Origin of the sequence: Allobosea vaviloviae (genome assembly GCF_001298265.1) — a bacterium.
In the GTDB taxonomy this organism is placed as follows: Bacteria; Pseudomonadota; Alphaproteobacteria; order Rhizobiales; family Beijerinckiaceae; genus Allobosea; species Allobosea vaviloviae_B.
This window is the reverse complement of record NZ_LGSZ01000045.1, coordinates 139611-153494: the sequence shown is the minus strand read 5'-3', so window position 1 is coordinate 153494 and position 13884 is coordinate 139611. Positions and strand designations below refer to the sequence as shown.

The window sequence follows — 13884 nt, the reverse complement described above, 5'->3', positions numbered from 1 at the left end:
AACGTCACTTGCCCGAGATGGCCGGGTCAAGCCCGACCTTGACGGTGACGAGGCTCACGCCTCGCCGACCGTCTCCAGCATGGCGCCCTCCAGACCTTCCTTGGCCGTCTTTCCAGCCCAAACGACGAATTGGAAGGCCTGGAAATAGCGCTCGCAGGCATCGATCGCCGCCTTGATCAGCGCGGCGGCCTGTTCGTCGGTCGGCTCTGCCCCGCCCGACAGCAGCAGGGCATGGCGGTACATCACCACGTTCTCGGAGCTCCACAGGTCGAAATGCCCGAGCCAGAGCTGCTCGTTCACGAGGCTGACCAGTTGCAGCACTTCCCCGCGGCGCCGGTCGGGCACCTTGAGGTCGAAAGCGCAGGCGATATGGATCGCCTCCACCTCCGCCAGCCAGGTGATGGCAACGTGATAGTCGGACCAGCCGCCGGTGACGGCGACCGACAATTCGTCGTCGCTGTCGCGGTCGAAGGTCCAGCTGTTGAGGGCGGCGAGTCGTTCGATCAGGTCGAGAGGGTTGGAAGGCCGCTCAAGCTCGGCGTCCAGGTCGAGATCCATCATGCCCTTGGGTCCAACTGCCGGGCGCCGCAGGACGCGGTCCGGCGCGTTCGAGAATGGGAACACGGCGACGGGAAAGCTGACGGGAACGCAACCCAACAGGTGCCGCACCGGCTGCAAAACCGGGCGCCACGCTCCGCCGATTCCCCCTAAGGGGTTGGACCGACGAATCAATTTCTCCACCGACGTTAGCGCAGGGGTTGTGACACTCCCAACACGAAGTGACGCTCGACGGATTCGGGGACGGGCTCAATCCCTGCGGGGACCTGTCCACAGCACATGGCTGTGGATGCGCGGTCGGGAGAGGAATGCAAAGGCATGCGGTGAGCGCAGCACGCCCACCAGCTGGTTCAGGCCTCGGGCTTGGCCGCCTCCAGCGCGGCAAGCCGTGCCGCGAGCTTGTCGTTCTCCTCGCGCGCCAGCAGCGCCATCTCGCGCACGGCCTCGAATTCCTCGCGCGTGACCACGTCGAGGTCGCGCAGAAGGCGCTCGATCTGGCTCTTCACGACGGTCTCGACCTCGCGGCGCACGCCCTGCGCCGCGCCAGCGGCATCGGTGGCAAGACGGGCGATGTCGTCGAGGATACGGCTGCTGGTCGTGACCATGGAACTCTCCGGGGCGGGCCTCCCGAGCCCGCATGGCGGGATATATGGGCCAGCACGATGCAACCCGCAATCGCGGCGCAAGGAAACCGCCCAAGGAAGCCGGTCCGACGGCGCGCAACCGGCACGATCTGGACCTTCCGATCCGTTACGCCTAGAAAGAGCGCGCAGGGACTACAAAAACACTCCAACCCGTACGCTCAAAGACAAGCGGGAGGCGTCATGATCGATCGTTTGAACGGCCTCGTCCTGGGGTCGGCCGTCGCGCTTGCGCTCGCCGGCTGCCAGGAGACCACGACCGCGGCGCGCCCGCGTGTCGATGCGCCGGGCGTGCCCGTGTCCGTGCAGAGCATTTCAGGTGCCCCCGATGCGGTGACGACGCGCTTTGCCGGCCTGCTCGGCGAGGCCGCGGCCGAGCGGCGCATGGAGATCGTCCCCGGCGACAAGCCCGCCCGCTTCCGGGTCCGCGGCTATCTGACCGCCCAGCCGACCGAGGACGGCCAGACTTCGCTCGCCTTCGTCTGGGACGTCTATGACGAGACCAAGAAACGCGCCCAGCGCGTCCAGGGCGAGAGCCTCGGCCGGCGCGGCGGCACCTCCGACCCGTGGTCGGGCGTGGACCAGACCATCGTCGCCAAGGCGGCGGCCGAATCGATGGATGCGATCGCGAGCTTCCTGGTGACGACCCCGGCCGTCGAGACGGTCCTGCCGTCAGACAAGACCAGGACGGCGGGCAAGACGGCAGCCGACAGCGCCAAGGATGCCAGAACGGCCGCCAAGACGGCCTCGGTGCCGGGAGGCAGGAAGCTCTGAGCGAATGTGCAGCGCCGCGCAGATGCCGCTGCATCTGACGGCTGACATGCATTGTGCCGGGCGCGCGCGTTTTGCACGCGCCTTTCGCAGTGCAGCGGTCGACTCGCCGTCACACGGCTGTTAAGAGCCCTGCGAACCGAGCCGGCTTCGCGCAGGCCCGCCCAGCCCTGCTTCAACGGTGCGCCACGGCATGCCTTCTTCGTTTAAAGTCGTCGCCGGCAATTCCAACCGGCCGCTTGCGGAAGCGATCTGTGCCCATCTCGGCATTCCGCTTGCCAAGGCCTCGGTGCGTCGCTTCGCCGACATGGAGGTCTTCGTCGAGATCCAGGAGAACGTGCGCGGCCAGGATGTCTTCATCATCCAGTCCACCTCCTTCCCGACCAACGACCATTTGATGGAGCTCCTGATCATCACGGATGCGTTGCGCCGCTCCTCGGCGCGCCGCATCACGGCGGTGATCCCCTATTTCGGCTATGCAAGGCAGGACCGGCGCGCCTCGGGCCGCACGCCGATCTCGGCCAAGCTCGTCGCCAACCTGATCACCCATGCCGGCGTCGACCGTGTCCTGACGCTCGATCTCCACGCCGGCCAGATCCAGGGCTTCTTCGACATCCCCACCGACAACCTGTTCGGCGCGCCGCTGATGGCGCGCGATATCCGGGAACGGCTCGACTACAAGAACGCCATGGTCGTCTCGCCCGATGTCGGCGGCGTGGTGCGCGCGCGTGCGCTCGCCAAGCGCATCGACGCCCCGCTCGCCATCGTCGACAAGCGCCGCGACCGGCCCGGCGAATCCGAGGTGATGAACATCATCGGCTCGGTCGAGGGACGCTCCTGCATCCTGCTCGACGACATTGTCGATTCCGGCGGCACGCTGGTCAACGCGGCCGAGGCGCTGCTCGCCCAGGGCGCCCACGAGGTCTACGCCTACATCACCCATGGCGTGCTCTCGGGCGGCGCCGTCGCGCGCATCGCCAACTCCAAGCTGAAGGAATTGGTGATCACCGACTCGATCATGCCGACCGAGGCGGTGAAGGTGGCGCGCAACATCCGGGTCATCTCGATCGCCCAGCTCATGGGCGAGGCGATCGAGCGCACGGCGCAGGAAACCAGCGTCTCCAGCCTGTTCGACTGACGGCCGGGCTGCGCGCCATGACCTCGACATCATGACCTCCCGCGCCCTCGTCCTCTTCTCCGGCGGCCAGGATTCGACGGTCGCGCTGGCTTGGGCGCTCGCGCGCTTCGAGCAGGTCGAGACGATCGGCTTCGACTATGGCCAGCGCCATCGCGTCGAATTGGAGTGCCGAAAAGTCATCCGCGACAGGCTGCCGGCGCTGTCGCCGCTCTACGCGCAAAGACTCGGCCCCGACCACCTGATCGATCTGGCGGCGCTCGGCGCGATCTCGGAGACCGCCCTCACCCGCGACAGCGAGATCGCCTTCGCGGAAACCGGCCTGCCGACGACCTTCGTGCCCGGGCGAAACCTGATCTTCCTGACCTTCGCCGCCGCGCTGGCCTATCGCCGCGATGCCAGGCACATCGTGCTGGGCGTCTGCGAGACCGACTATTCCGGCTATCCCGACTGCCGCGACGACACGATCAAGGCGATGCAGGTTGCGCTGGGCCTGGGCCTCGATCGTCGCCTCGTGCTCCACACGCCACTGATGTGGCGCGACAAGGCCCAGACCTTCGCGCTGGCGACGGCGCTGGGCGGCCAGGCGCTGCTCGATCTGGTGGTCGAGGACAGCCATAGCTGCTATCTCGGCGATCGCTCGACGCGCCACGCCTGGGGCTATGGCTGCGGCCACTGCCCGGCTTGCGATCTGCGTGGCCGGGGTTACGCCGCCTACCTGACATCTCCCGACGACAGCGGACCATCCCATGACTGAGCACCCCATCGCTCTCGCCCGTCAGCGCCGGACCGAGGGCCTCGTCGCGCTCGTTCTGTTCGCCCTGACGATTCCCGCCGCGAACTGGCTGATCGGCAATGCCGGCACGCTCTGCGTGCCCAATGGCCCCTGCCTCGTGCCAGTCTGGCCCGGCATCAAGGCGCCGAGCGGCGTGCTGATGATCGGGCTGGCGCTGGTGCTGCGCGACATCGTTCAGCGCAGGCTGGGTGCGGTCGCTGGGCTCGGCGCGATCGCCGTTGGCGCAGCGATCTCGGGCTTCCTCGCGCCGTCGGCGATCGTCGTCGCATCGGTTGCCGCCTTCCTGCTCTCCGAGCTGGCGGATTTCGCCGTCTACACCCCGCTGCAGAAGCGCCGCTTCGTCACCGCCGTCGTCGCGTCCAGCCTGGTCGGACTGGTCATCGACAGCATCGTCTTTCTGCAGCTCGCCTTCGGCAGCCTCGATTTCCTGAGCGGCCAGATCATCGGCAAGGCCTGGATGGTGCTGTTGGCGCTGCCGCTGATGCATCTCCTGCGCCGCCGCGACGAACGGCTCGGGCTGGCAGCGGCCTGAGACCGGCACGCAAACCTGCCACCCTGCCCGGGCGCAACGCCGTCGTTACGCTCGCGTTCAGGACATGGCGTGAACGCAATTCACGATAGGGTTGCACCCACATTCCTCCCCCGCAGCGCCGCTTGCGAACAATTTGAACCAAATCCGAAACTGCGATTTCACGCTCCGCTGACATAGGTTGCCGCACGGTCAACCGGGGTACCCAAATGCGTGAAATCGGCTCAGCCGAAGGCCTGCAAGCCCTTCAGAACGAGATTCTGGAGGCGGTCGCACGCGGCGAGTCTCTCCGCACGATCATGGAGCGCCTGTGCCTGCGGGCGGAGGCGATCACGCAGGGCGTGATCTGTTCGGTCGTCACCGTCGATGACGAGAACAGGCTCGTGGCGCTGGCCGCCCCCAGCCTCCCAGAGAGCTACGCGGCAGCCGTGACGGGTATCGCCACCGGCCCTCGCGTCGGCTCCTGCGGCACGGCGATCCATCGCGGCGAGCCCGTCTGCGTCACCGACATCGCGACCGATCCGCTCTGGCAGGGGTTCGAGTCTCTGGTCCTGCCGCTTGGACTGCGCGCCTGCTGGTCGAGCCCGATCAAGGCCCGGGACGGGCGCGTGGTCGGCAGCTTCGCCTTCTACTACGACCGAAAGCGTGGTCCCGACGAGCTCGAACGCCAGATCGTCGCGACCTGCGTCCATCTCTGCGCCATCGCGATCGAGCACGAGGAGGTGCGCTCCCGCAACCACCGTCTTGCGTACTACGACACGCTGACGGGCCTTCCCAACCGCGTCCATTTCAACGACGCGATCACGCGCATGAGCGCCGTGCCGCCATTCGATTTCGGCCTGATGCTGATCGATATCGACCATCTCAAGGCGATCAACGACACCATGGGGCATGGCGCCGGAGACGCCCTGATCGCCACCGTCGGTGCCAGGCTCCAGGCCGTGATCGGCGACGGAATGGCCTGCCGGATCGGCGGAGACGAGTTTGCTGTCCTGCTGCCGGACTGCACGCAGGCGGCGCAGATGCGCTCCGTCGCCTGCGCCATCTTGGCGGCCATGTCGGCCGCGCTCGATCATGACGGCCACGGCATCATTCCCAGCGTCACCATTGGTGCGGCGCTTGCGGGAGAGGATGGCGAGGACGCGGTGACGCTCCGCCAGAACGCCGATTTCGCGCTGTATCACGCCAAGGAGACGCGACGCGGCGGTTATGTCCGCTTCAAGGACGGCCTTCGCACCTCGATGACGCGCCGTCTCCAGGTCAGGCGCGACGTCGACCAGGCGCTCACCGACGGACGCATCGCCGCCCACTACCAGCCCATCATCCGCATCGATACCGACGAAATCGTCGGCCTCGAGGCGCTGTGCCGCATGCGCATGCCGGATGGGCGCATCGCCTCGGCCGGCGAGTTCCAGGAGGCCATGCTCGATCCGAAGGTCGCCCACCGCATCTCCGGGCAGATGCTGGCTGCGATCGCGGCCGACATGGCCGCGTGGCGGCGTGCCGGCATCAACTTCCAGCATGTCGGCCTGAACGTCACTTCGGCCGACTTCCAGAAGGGTGATCTGGTCCAGCGCGTCGTCAAGGCGCTCGAGCGCGTGCAGGTGCCGCCTGCGCACCTGGTCATCGAGATCACCGAGCAGGTCTTCATGGGCGGACGCAAGGACAGCGTCGCCCGGACGATCGAGTCCCTGCGCCAGCATGGCATCCCGGTGGCGCTGGACGATTTCGGCACCGGTTTCGCCTCGCTGACCCATCTGCTGGATTTCCCGGTCGACATCATCAAGATCGACCGCTCCTTCATCGCGGCGGCCCAGAGCAGCGCGAAGAGCAGCGTCATCGTCGAGGCCATGGTCGGCATCGCCAACCGGCTCGGCATGAAGATCATCGCCGAGGGCATCGAAACGCAAGCACAGGCGGAGTGGCTGCAAGCCATGGGCTGCCGGCTCGGCCAGGGCTTTCTCTACGCGCAGGCCATGCCGGCGGGCATCGTCGCGGAGCTGCTGCAGCGCTTCGGCCAGAAGCCCGACGGGCCCCCCCGCGCGCTGGCAGGCCTCGTCGCCACGGCCGCGTAGGCGCCAGATGCCCTCCCGGACTTGAGATCGCCACGTATTTCGCTTATGAGCCTGCCAGCGCCCGACTGACACCCTTGGAGGCACGGGCGCTGAACCGCAAAGAGGCCGCCTTGAGGCGGCCTTGTCATTTCAAGCAAGGACTAAAACCATGACCGCCGTGAAGCAAATCGAGGCTTCGGCGCGCGCACAGGTCGGCAAGGGGGCCGCCCGTGCAGTTCGTCGTCAAGGCCTGACACCCGCCGTGATCTACGGGGGCGGCGCCGCTCCCGAGGCGATCGCGCTCGACGCCAACAAGACCCGCCTGATGATCTATGGCGGCCATTTCCTGACCACGCTGTTCGAAATCAGCGTCGACGGCAAGAAGCAGCGGGTCATTCCGCGCGACTACCAGCTCGACCCGGTCAAGGATTTCCCGATCCATGTCGATTTCCTGCGCGTCGCCGCCGGCCAGACCGTGACGGTCGAGATTCCCGTCCATGTCGTCGGCCAGGATGCCTCGCCGGGCGTCAAGAACGGCGGCGCGGTGCAGATCGTCGAGCATGCGCTTGAGATCACCGTCGAGCCCGAGTTCATCCCTGAATTCTTCGAGGTCTCGGTTGCGGGCCTGGAGATCGGCGATGCGCTCGAAGCCAGCGCGATCAAGCTGCCCAAGGGCGCCAAGCTGACGGTCGGCTCCGACGCCACGATCGTCACCATCGTCCCGCCGATGGCCGAGGAGGCCGAGGAGGCCACGGCCGAGGCGGCTGCCCCCGCCGCCGAGGCCAAGCCGAAGGCTTGATGGCCCCGACAGGGACTATGCAAGAATGCGAACGGCCGGGGTTTCCCGGCCGTTTTGCTATCTAGCGGAATACAATCATCATGCTGATCTTCGCAGGCCTGGGAAACCCGGGCTCCCGCTATGCCGGGAACCGCCACAATATCGGCTTCATGGCGCTCGACGAGATCGCGCGGCGCCATCGCGCCTCGCCCTGGCGCGCACGTTTCCAGGCGCAGGCAAGCGAGGCGACGATCGGCAGCGAAAAGATCGTCCTGCTCAAGCCGCAGACCTACATGAACGAATCCGGCCGCTCGATCAGCGAGGCCGCCCGCTTCTTCAAGGTCGAGCCCGCCGACGTCATCGTCTTCCATGACGAACTCGACCTCGCCCCGGCCAAGCTCCGGATCAAGCTCGGTGGCGGCAATGCCGGGCATAACGGCCTGCGCTCGACGACCGCCGCGATCGGCAACGAGTATCGCCGGGTCCGGATGGGCATCGGCCATCCCGGCCTGAAGGAACTCGTCCACGCCTATGTGCTGAACGATTTCGGCAAGGCCGAACTGCCTTGGGTCGAGGATCTCTGCACCGCCTGCACCGACAACGCCGAGCTTCTGGCCAGGCACGACGACGCCGGCTTCCAGAACAAGGTTCACCTGTTCATGGAGGCGCGCGGCCACGGCGCGGTGAAACGACTGGGCGAGAAGGCGGCCGACTGAGGCCAGGGGCCTCGATCAGTAGGGCAGCTGCGCACTCGACTTTGCGATGGTGACTCGGTTCGCGCTGAAGCTGCCATCGGCCTGCTTGGTGGCGGTCATCGCGACCTGCGCGCCTGCGACCAGCTCGGAAGGCTGGGCGGGCGCCGCCATGATGATGTTGGCGTCGGGCGTGATCGCCACCTTCTGCTCGCCGCCGGGATAGGTGAGCACGACATTGGCGCCATCGACGCGCGAGACGGTCTCCGAGACGGTGGCGTTCGTCATCGTCGAATCCGGCAGCACGCCCCAGGGACGGTGCCCCTCGCCCGTGCCACGCATCGCCTCGGGGAAGATAAAGACCTGCACCGCCAGCAGCGATCCATCCGGCTGGGGCCGCGCGCCGACGCCGATAAAGCCGCCCTTCTTGATGTCGGCCGTCGTCGCCTTGACGACCCCGCCGACCGCATAGCCCGACGCCAGCGAGACCTTCGCCGAGGCGCCGTCGACCGTCTTGATCATAAGCGTGTCGCCCTCGGCCTTCTCGACCTCGCCGCGGATGCGCGTGGTGGGGGACTGGGCGGAGGCGGAGACAGTCAGTCCCAGGATGATGCAGGCGGTGGCGAGAGAACGCATGGGCAGATTTCCATTGCTGGGAGAATGTCGCGGGGCAATTCGTGCGCCCCGGCTTTGAACCCTGCCACGCACGTTCGCGTGAGAGCGTTCCCAAGAGCGCCCCGTTGCCGGCAGTCATTGGCTCGGCTTGACACGGAAACACGGAAACACGATATGGGCCTGTATGGAGCATGCGATGAAGAACATCACCATCACCCTGCCCGATGATCTTTACAGCCGGATGCGGGTCGAGGCGGCGCGCGAAGGCAAGAGCATGTCGAAATTCATGGCGGAGTTGGCGGAAAGCCGGGTCGGCCGCGCCTTGACGCAGAGGGCAGCGCTGGATGCTTTCCTCGCCGGCCCCGATCTTCCCGGGATCACGAGCGAACGAGCCAGTCGCGAGGACATCTATGCCGACCGCCTGCTTCATCGACACGAACGTGATGCTGTATCTGAACGACTCCCGCGAACCGCAGAAGCAGGCGATCGCGCGGCATTGGATCAGCGCGCTCGCCGAGCGTGATCTGATCGTCATCAGCCCACAGGTCATGAACGAGTTTGCCCACAACGTCCTGCGCAAGTTCCCCGCGGTGACGCGGGACGAACTGGCGCGCTTTCTGCTCGCGATGACGCCGTGGTGCAAGGCCGCCATGACCGCGCAGACGTCGCTCGACGCATTGTCGCTCCATGCGCGCTACCGCTTCTCGTTCTTCGATTCGACGATGATTGCCGCCGCCCTCGCACATGGCTGCGACATCTTTCTGTCTGAAGACCTTGCGTCCGGGCAGCAGATTGGCGATCTGACGATCATCAATCCTTTCTCGACGGCTATCGACGCCGTGCTCACCATCTGACACTTCGAAAGACCACCATGGGTTTCAAATGCGGTATCGTCGGCTTGCCGAATGTCGGCAAGTCGACCCTCTTCAACGCGCTGACGCAGACGGCGGCGGCCCAGGCGGCGAATTATCCGTTCTGCACCATCGAGCCCAATGTCGGCGACGTCGCGGTGCCCGATCCGCGGCTGGAGAAGCTCGCCGCCATCGCCGGTTCCAAGGAGACCATCCCGACGCGGCTGACCTTCGTCGACATCGCCGGCCTGGTGCGCGGCGCCTCGAAAGGCGAAGGCTTGGGCAACCAGTTCCTCGCCAATATCCGTGAGTGCGACGCCATCGCCCATGTCGTGCGCTGCTTCGAGGATGGCGACATCACCCATGTCGAGGGCAAGGTCGCGCCGATCAACGACATCGAGATCATCGAGACCGAGCTGATGCTGGCCGATCTCGAAAGCCTCGAGAAGCGCGTCGTTCCGCTCGAGAAGAAGGCCAAGACCGGCGACAAGGATGCCAAGGAACTGGCCGATCTGATGAACCGCTGCCTGGTCCTGCTGCGCGACGGCAAGCCGGCCCGTCTCGTCCAGGTCGCCGCCGACGAGCGCAAGATGTTCGAGACGCTCGGCCTGCTCTCCTCCAAGCCCGTGCTCTATGTCTGCAATGTCGAGGAAGCCGCCGCCGACAAGGGCAACGCCTTCTCGGAGGCCGTGAAGGTACGCGCGGCCGAGGAGAACGCCGTCGCGGTCGTCGTCTCCGCCAAGATCGAGAGCGAGATCGCGGTTTTGCCCGCCGCCGACCAGAAGGACTATCTCGAGGCCGTCGGCCTGGAAGAGCCCGGCCTGAACCGCGTCATCCGCGCCGGCTACACCTTGCTCGACCTTGTCACCTATTTCACGGTCGGCCCCAAGGAAGCCCGCGCCTGGACGATCGAGAAGGGCACCAAGGGCCCCGCCGCCGCCGGCGTCATTCATAGCGACTTCGAGAAGGGCTATATTCGCGCCGAGACGATCGCCTTCGACGACTACATCGCCAACAAGGGCGAGTCGGGCGCTCGCGAAGCCGGCAAGTTCCGGCTGGAAGGCAAGGAATACGTCGTCGCCGACGGCGACGTGCTGCATTTCCGCTTCGCCAACTGAGCCGAGACGTCAAATCGAGCAGAGACGCCAACTGAGCAGGGCCCGCGACGCGATGCTGTATTTCGAGGATTTCATCGTCGGCGAGACGGTCGACACCGGCAGCATCGCGGTCTCGGAAGGAGACATCGTCGCCTTCGCCTCGCGCTTCGACGCGCAGGACTTCCATGTCGATCCGGAAGCGGCGAAGACGAGCTTCGTCGGGACACTGATCGCCTCGGGCTGGCACAGCTGCTCGCTGCTGATGCGGCTGATGGCGGAAAGCTTCCTGCTGAACTCGGCCGGAATGGGCGCGCCTGGCATCGAGGAGGTCAAATGGCTGCGCCCGGTGCAGCCCGACGACGTGCTTCATGGCCGTCGCACCGTGACCGAGATCAAGCCCTCGCGCTCGCGCCCGGACATGGGCCTCGTCCGCTTCCGGCTGGAACTCCTCAACCAGCGCGACGAACCGGTGCTGGAGCAGGCGAACTGGATCATGTTCGGCCGCCGCGGGTCGGACGCCGCCCAGGCCCCGGGCGACTGGCTTGCCTATCCGCCGCGCTACATACCGCCGGCCCTCCCCTCCCCGATCGAGCCGCCGCAGGCACCGACCGAGGCCGCCCGCTTTTTCGAGGACATCGCGATCGGCCAGAGCTTCGAGCTCGGCAGCTGCGTCTTCACGGCGCAGGAAATCGTCGCCTTCGCCCGCGCCTTCGATCCCCAGCCTTTCCACATGGACGAGGAGGCGGCCCGCGCCTCCTCCTTCGGCCAGCTCGCGGCCTCCGGCTGGCACACGGCCTCGGTCTGGATGGCGACCATGGTCACGCATCGCCGGCGCCAGCTAGCCGCCTTCGGGGCGGGGCATGCGCCGCGGCTCGGCCCCTCGCCCGGCTTCCGCAACCTGAAATGGTCGAGGCCGGTCTTTGCCGGCGACCGGATTACCTATCGCTCGACGGTGACCGACAAGCGCACCAGCGCCTCGCGCCCGCAATGGGGCCTGTTCTTCCACCACAACACCGGCGTCAACCAGGACGGCAACGAGGTCTTCAGCTTCGACGGCTGCGTCTTCGTCGAGCGCAAGCCCGGCTGAGACCCGGGTCGCCTGGGCCGGCCGCCTTGCTTTTCCTGCCGGTGGCCCGCGCGGTCGCGATGCTTCTGGAATCGGAATCCAGCCTGTAGGCAGGACAGCTCAAAGCTGCGGGAACGGCGGCCGGAGAACAGCCGACAGGGAGGAGTTCGAGCCGTGCCGACCGGACGCGTCTTCACCACGGGCCAGATGGCCGCCAGCGCCCGCAAGCGCCTGCCGCGCGCGATCTTCGACTTCGTCGACGGCGGCGCTGGCTCCGAGGCCGCTGTGCGGCGCAATCGCGAGCGCTTCGAACGGATCGCAATGATGCCGCAGGCGCTGCGCGACTGTTCCGCGGCGCAATCCGGGGTGACGATCTTCGGCCGCCGCTATGCAGCCCCCTTCGGCGTCGCCCCGATGGGTTTCGCCGACCTGATCCGGCCCGGCACCGATCGCGCCCTCGCCAGGGCGGCCAAGGCCCGCAACATTCCCTATTGCCTCTCCACGGCCGCGACGACCTCGATCGAGACCATCGCGGAGATTGCGCAAGAGAATCTCTGGTTCCAGCTCTATCCGGGATCGGATGAGACCATCGCCGCCGGCCTGATGCGGCGCGCGCTCGCTGCCGGCGTCACCACCCTCGTCGTCACCATCGACATCCCCGTTCCCGGCAAGCGCCCGCGCGATCTCGTCAACGGCCTCTCGATCCCGCTCAAGCCTTCGCTCAAGACCATCCTCGACGTCGCGGCCCATCCGCGCTGGCTGTGGCGGGCGGCGCTGGGCGAACGTCCGGGCATGGCGAATTTTGTTGACGTCAGGGGCGCGATGAGCGGCCTCGCCCATGCCGAATTCGTCTCGCGCCAGCTGTCCTGCCCCGGGCTCGACTGGCGGCGGATCGAGGTCATCCGAGAGGCCTGGCCGCATCATCTGGTCATCAAGGGCATCCTCAACCCGCAGGACGCGGTGAGGGCGGAGCGCCTCGGCGCCGACGGCATCGTCGTCTCCAACCATGGCGGGCGCCAGCTCGATTCCGCTCCCGCCTCGATCGAGGTCCTGCCGGCGATCCGGGAGGCCTGCGGCGATCGGCTGAAGCTCATCCTCGACAGCGGCGTCCGCAGCGGCGACGACATCGCCCGCAGCCTGGCTTCTGGGGCGGACTTCGTGCTGCTGGGGCGTCCGTTCCTGTTTGCGGTTGCCGCACTTGGGCTGGAACGCGGCCCGGCCGGCATCATCGACATTCTTCAGGCCGAGTTCCTGAACACGCTGATCCATCTCGGTTGCGCCGAAGCCGCCGAACTCAGCAGCGAGCATCTCTGGCCCAGGCAGGGAGCCAACCGATGAAGATCGCGATCATGGGGGCCGGCGCCGTCGGCTGCTATTACGGCGCCATGTTGGCTCGCGCCGGCCATGCGGTCACGCTGATCACCCGGCCCCAGCACGTTCGGGCGATCGAAGAGCGCGGGCTCGTCTTCGAAACGCGCGCCTTCACGGAAACCCTGTCGGCCGAGGCCACCACGGAGGCTGCGGGCATGACAGCGGCAGACGCCGTGCTGTTCTGCGTCAAATCCGGCGATACCGAGCAGGCCGGCCGGGAGATGGCTCCATATCTCGATGCCGAGGCTGCGGTCCTTTGCCTGCAGAACGGCGTCGACAATGCCGAGCGCCTGCAGGCGGTGCTGGGCCGTCCGGTTCTGCCGACTGCCGTCTATGTCGCCTCGGAAATGGCGGGTCCCGGCCATGTCCGGCATCACGGCCGAGGCGAACTCGTCATCGGGCCAGGCCCATCCAGCGCGACGATCGCCGACGCTTTCAGGCAAGCCGGCATCAAGACGGAGATCTCCGACAACGTCGTCGGCGCTCTCTGGACCAAGCTCATCGTGAACTGTGCCTACAACGCGCTTTCGGCCATCCCCCAGCTCCCTTATGGCCGGATGATCGCGGTCGACGGCGTCCGGGCCTGCATGGCCGACATCGTCGCCGAATGTCTCGCGGTCGCCCGCGGCAGTGGCATCCGTGTCGACGACGATGTTCTCGACGTCGTTATGGGGCTGGCTGCCGGGATGCCCGACCAGTCGTCGTCGACGGCCCAGGACCTCGCACGCGGCAAGACGACCGAGATCGACCATCTCAACGGCTATGTCATGCGCACCGGCGCGGCGCTCGGGATCGCGACGCCAGCCAACCGGCTGCTGACCGCCATCGTTAAGCTGATGGAGGAAAGCGCCCGCACCTGAGGGCAGCGACATGGAGCGATCGCCACGCGGGCATGCGGCAGCGGCGATTGCAGCACGTCAAACCGCCATG

16 protein-coding genes are annotated in these 13884 nt (G+C 66.8%); 13 read left to right on the top strand and 3 right to left on the bottom strand.

Annotation, left to right across the window (positions count from 1 at the left end; translation table 11 throughout):
* Positions 1-54 precede the first annotated feature (54 nt).
* Both AE618_RS14730 and AE618_RS14725 read right to left on the bottom strand, forming a co-directional pair.
* The gene (locus AE618_RS14730) at positions 55-561 is read right to left on the bottom strand and encodes a YbjN domain-containing protein (protein ID WP_054209817.1); all 507 of its coding nucleotides are present in this window, start codon (positions 559-561) and stop codon (positions 55-57) included.
* A 347-nt stretch (positions 562-908) separates the two neighbouring features.
* Positions 909-1163, bottom strand: coding sequence for an accessory factor UbiK family protein (locus AE618_RS14725; protein ID WP_054209816.1), 255 nt, complete (start codon positions 1161-1163; stop codon positions 909-911).
* 219 nt (positions 1164-1382) lie between these two features.
* Between AE618_RS14725 and AE618_RS14720 the strand changes: the two genes are divergently transcribed.
* From AE618_RS14720 to pth, 7 genes are all read left to right on the top strand, one after another.
* The gene (locus AE618_RS14720; protein WP_054209815.1) at positions 1383-1973 is read left to right on the top strand and encodes a hypothetical protein; all 591 of its coding nucleotides are present in this window, start codon (positions 1383-1385) and stop codon (positions 1971-1973) included.
* 190 nt (positions 1974-2163) lie between these two features.
* Positions 2164-3108, top strand: a complete 945-nt coding sequence (locus AE618_RS14715) for a ribose-phosphate pyrophosphokinase (RefSeq protein WP_054209814.1) — start codon at positions 2164-2166, stop codon at positions 3106-3108.
* Between the two features lie 31 nt (positions 3109-3139).
* A complete protein-coding gene (gene queC, locus AE618_RS14710; protein WP_054209813.1) occupies positions 3140-3862 on the top strand; it encodes a 7-cyano-7-deazaguanine synthase QueC in 723 nt (240 codons plus the stop codon).
* Entirely contained in the window at positions 3855-4433 is a 579-nt protein-coding gene (locus tag AE618_RS14705; protein WP_156330278.1) for a VUT family protein, read from the top strand. Before queC ends, AE618_RS14705 begins: the two co-directional genes overlap by 8 nt.
* Positions 4434-4639: 206 nt before the next feature.
* Positions 4640-6505 carry a putative bifunctional diguanylate cyclase/phosphodiesterase gene (locus AE618_RS14700; RefSeq protein WP_054209812.1) on the top strand — a complete coding sequence of 622 codons (1866 nt, stop codon included), beginning with the start codon at positions 4640-4642 and terminating at the stop codon, positions 6503-6505.
* A gap of 148 nt (positions 6506-6653) precedes the next feature.
* On the top strand, positions 6654-7283 hold the full coding sequence (locus tag AE618_RS14695) for a 50S ribosomal protein L25/general stress protein Ctc (protein WP_054209811.1): 630 nt from the start codon (positions 6654-6656) through the stop codon (positions 7281-7283).
* 80 nt (positions 7284-7363) lie between these two features.
* Entirely contained in the window at positions 7364-7978 is a 615-nt protein-coding gene (pth, locus tag AE618_RS14690) for an aminoacyl-tRNA hydrolase (protein ID WP_054209810.1), read from the top strand.
* Between the two features lie 15 nt (positions 7979-7993).
* On the opposite strand, the gene AE618_RS14685 is transcribed toward pth, so the two are convergent.
* Positions 7994-8590, bottom strand: coding sequence for a hypothetical protein (locus tag AE618_RS14685; RefSeq protein WP_054209809.1), 597 nt, complete (start codon positions 8588-8590; stop codon positions 7994-7996).
* Between the two features lie 175 nt (positions 8591-8765).
* Here AE618_RS14685 and AE618_RS27400 point away from each other — a divergent pair, with 175 nt between their 5' ends.
* From AE618_RS27400 to AE618_RS14660, 6 genes are all read left to right on the top strand, one after another.
* Positions 8766-9092 carry a ribbon-helix-helix domain-containing protein gene (locus tag AE618_RS27400; protein WP_082365284.1) on the top strand — a complete coding sequence of 109 codons (327 nt, stop codon included), beginning with the start codon at positions 8766-8768 and terminating at the stop codon, positions 9090-9092.
* The gene (locus AE618_RS14680) at positions 9013-9423 is read left to right on the top strand and encodes a PIN domain-containing protein (protein WP_197280794.1); all 411 of its coding nucleotides are present in this window, start codon (positions 9013-9015) and stop codon (positions 9421-9423) included. Before AE618_RS27400 ends, AE618_RS14680 begins: the two co-directional genes overlap by 80 nt.
* A 17-nt stretch (positions 9424-9440) precedes the next feature.
* Positions 9441-10538, top strand: coding sequence for a redox-regulated ATPase YchF (ychF, locus tag AE618_RS14675; RefSeq protein ID WP_054209807.1), 1098 nt, complete (start codon positions 9441-9443; stop codon positions 10536-10538).
* A 52-nt stretch (positions 10539-10590) separates the two neighbouring features.
* Positions 10591-11604: a MaoC family dehydratase gene (locus tag AE618_RS14670; RefSeq protein WP_054209806.1), complete on the top strand. Its 1014-nt coding sequence runs from the start codon at positions 10591-10593 to the stop codon at positions 11602-11604.
* 153 nt (positions 11605-11757) lie between these two features.
* Positions 11758-12921, top strand: coding sequence for an alpha-hydroxy acid oxidase (locus tag AE618_RS14665; RefSeq protein WP_082365274.1), 1164 nt, complete (start codon positions 11758-11760; stop codon positions 12919-12921).
* Positions 12918-13814: a ketopantoate reductase family protein gene (locus tag AE618_RS14660; RefSeq protein WP_054209805.1), complete on the top strand. Its 897-nt coding sequence runs from the start codon at positions 12918-12920 to the stop codon at positions 13812-13814. The genes AE618_RS14665 and AE618_RS14660 overlap by 4 nt, the downstream gene beginning before the upstream one ends.
* Positions 13815-13884 lie beyond the last annotated feature (70 nt).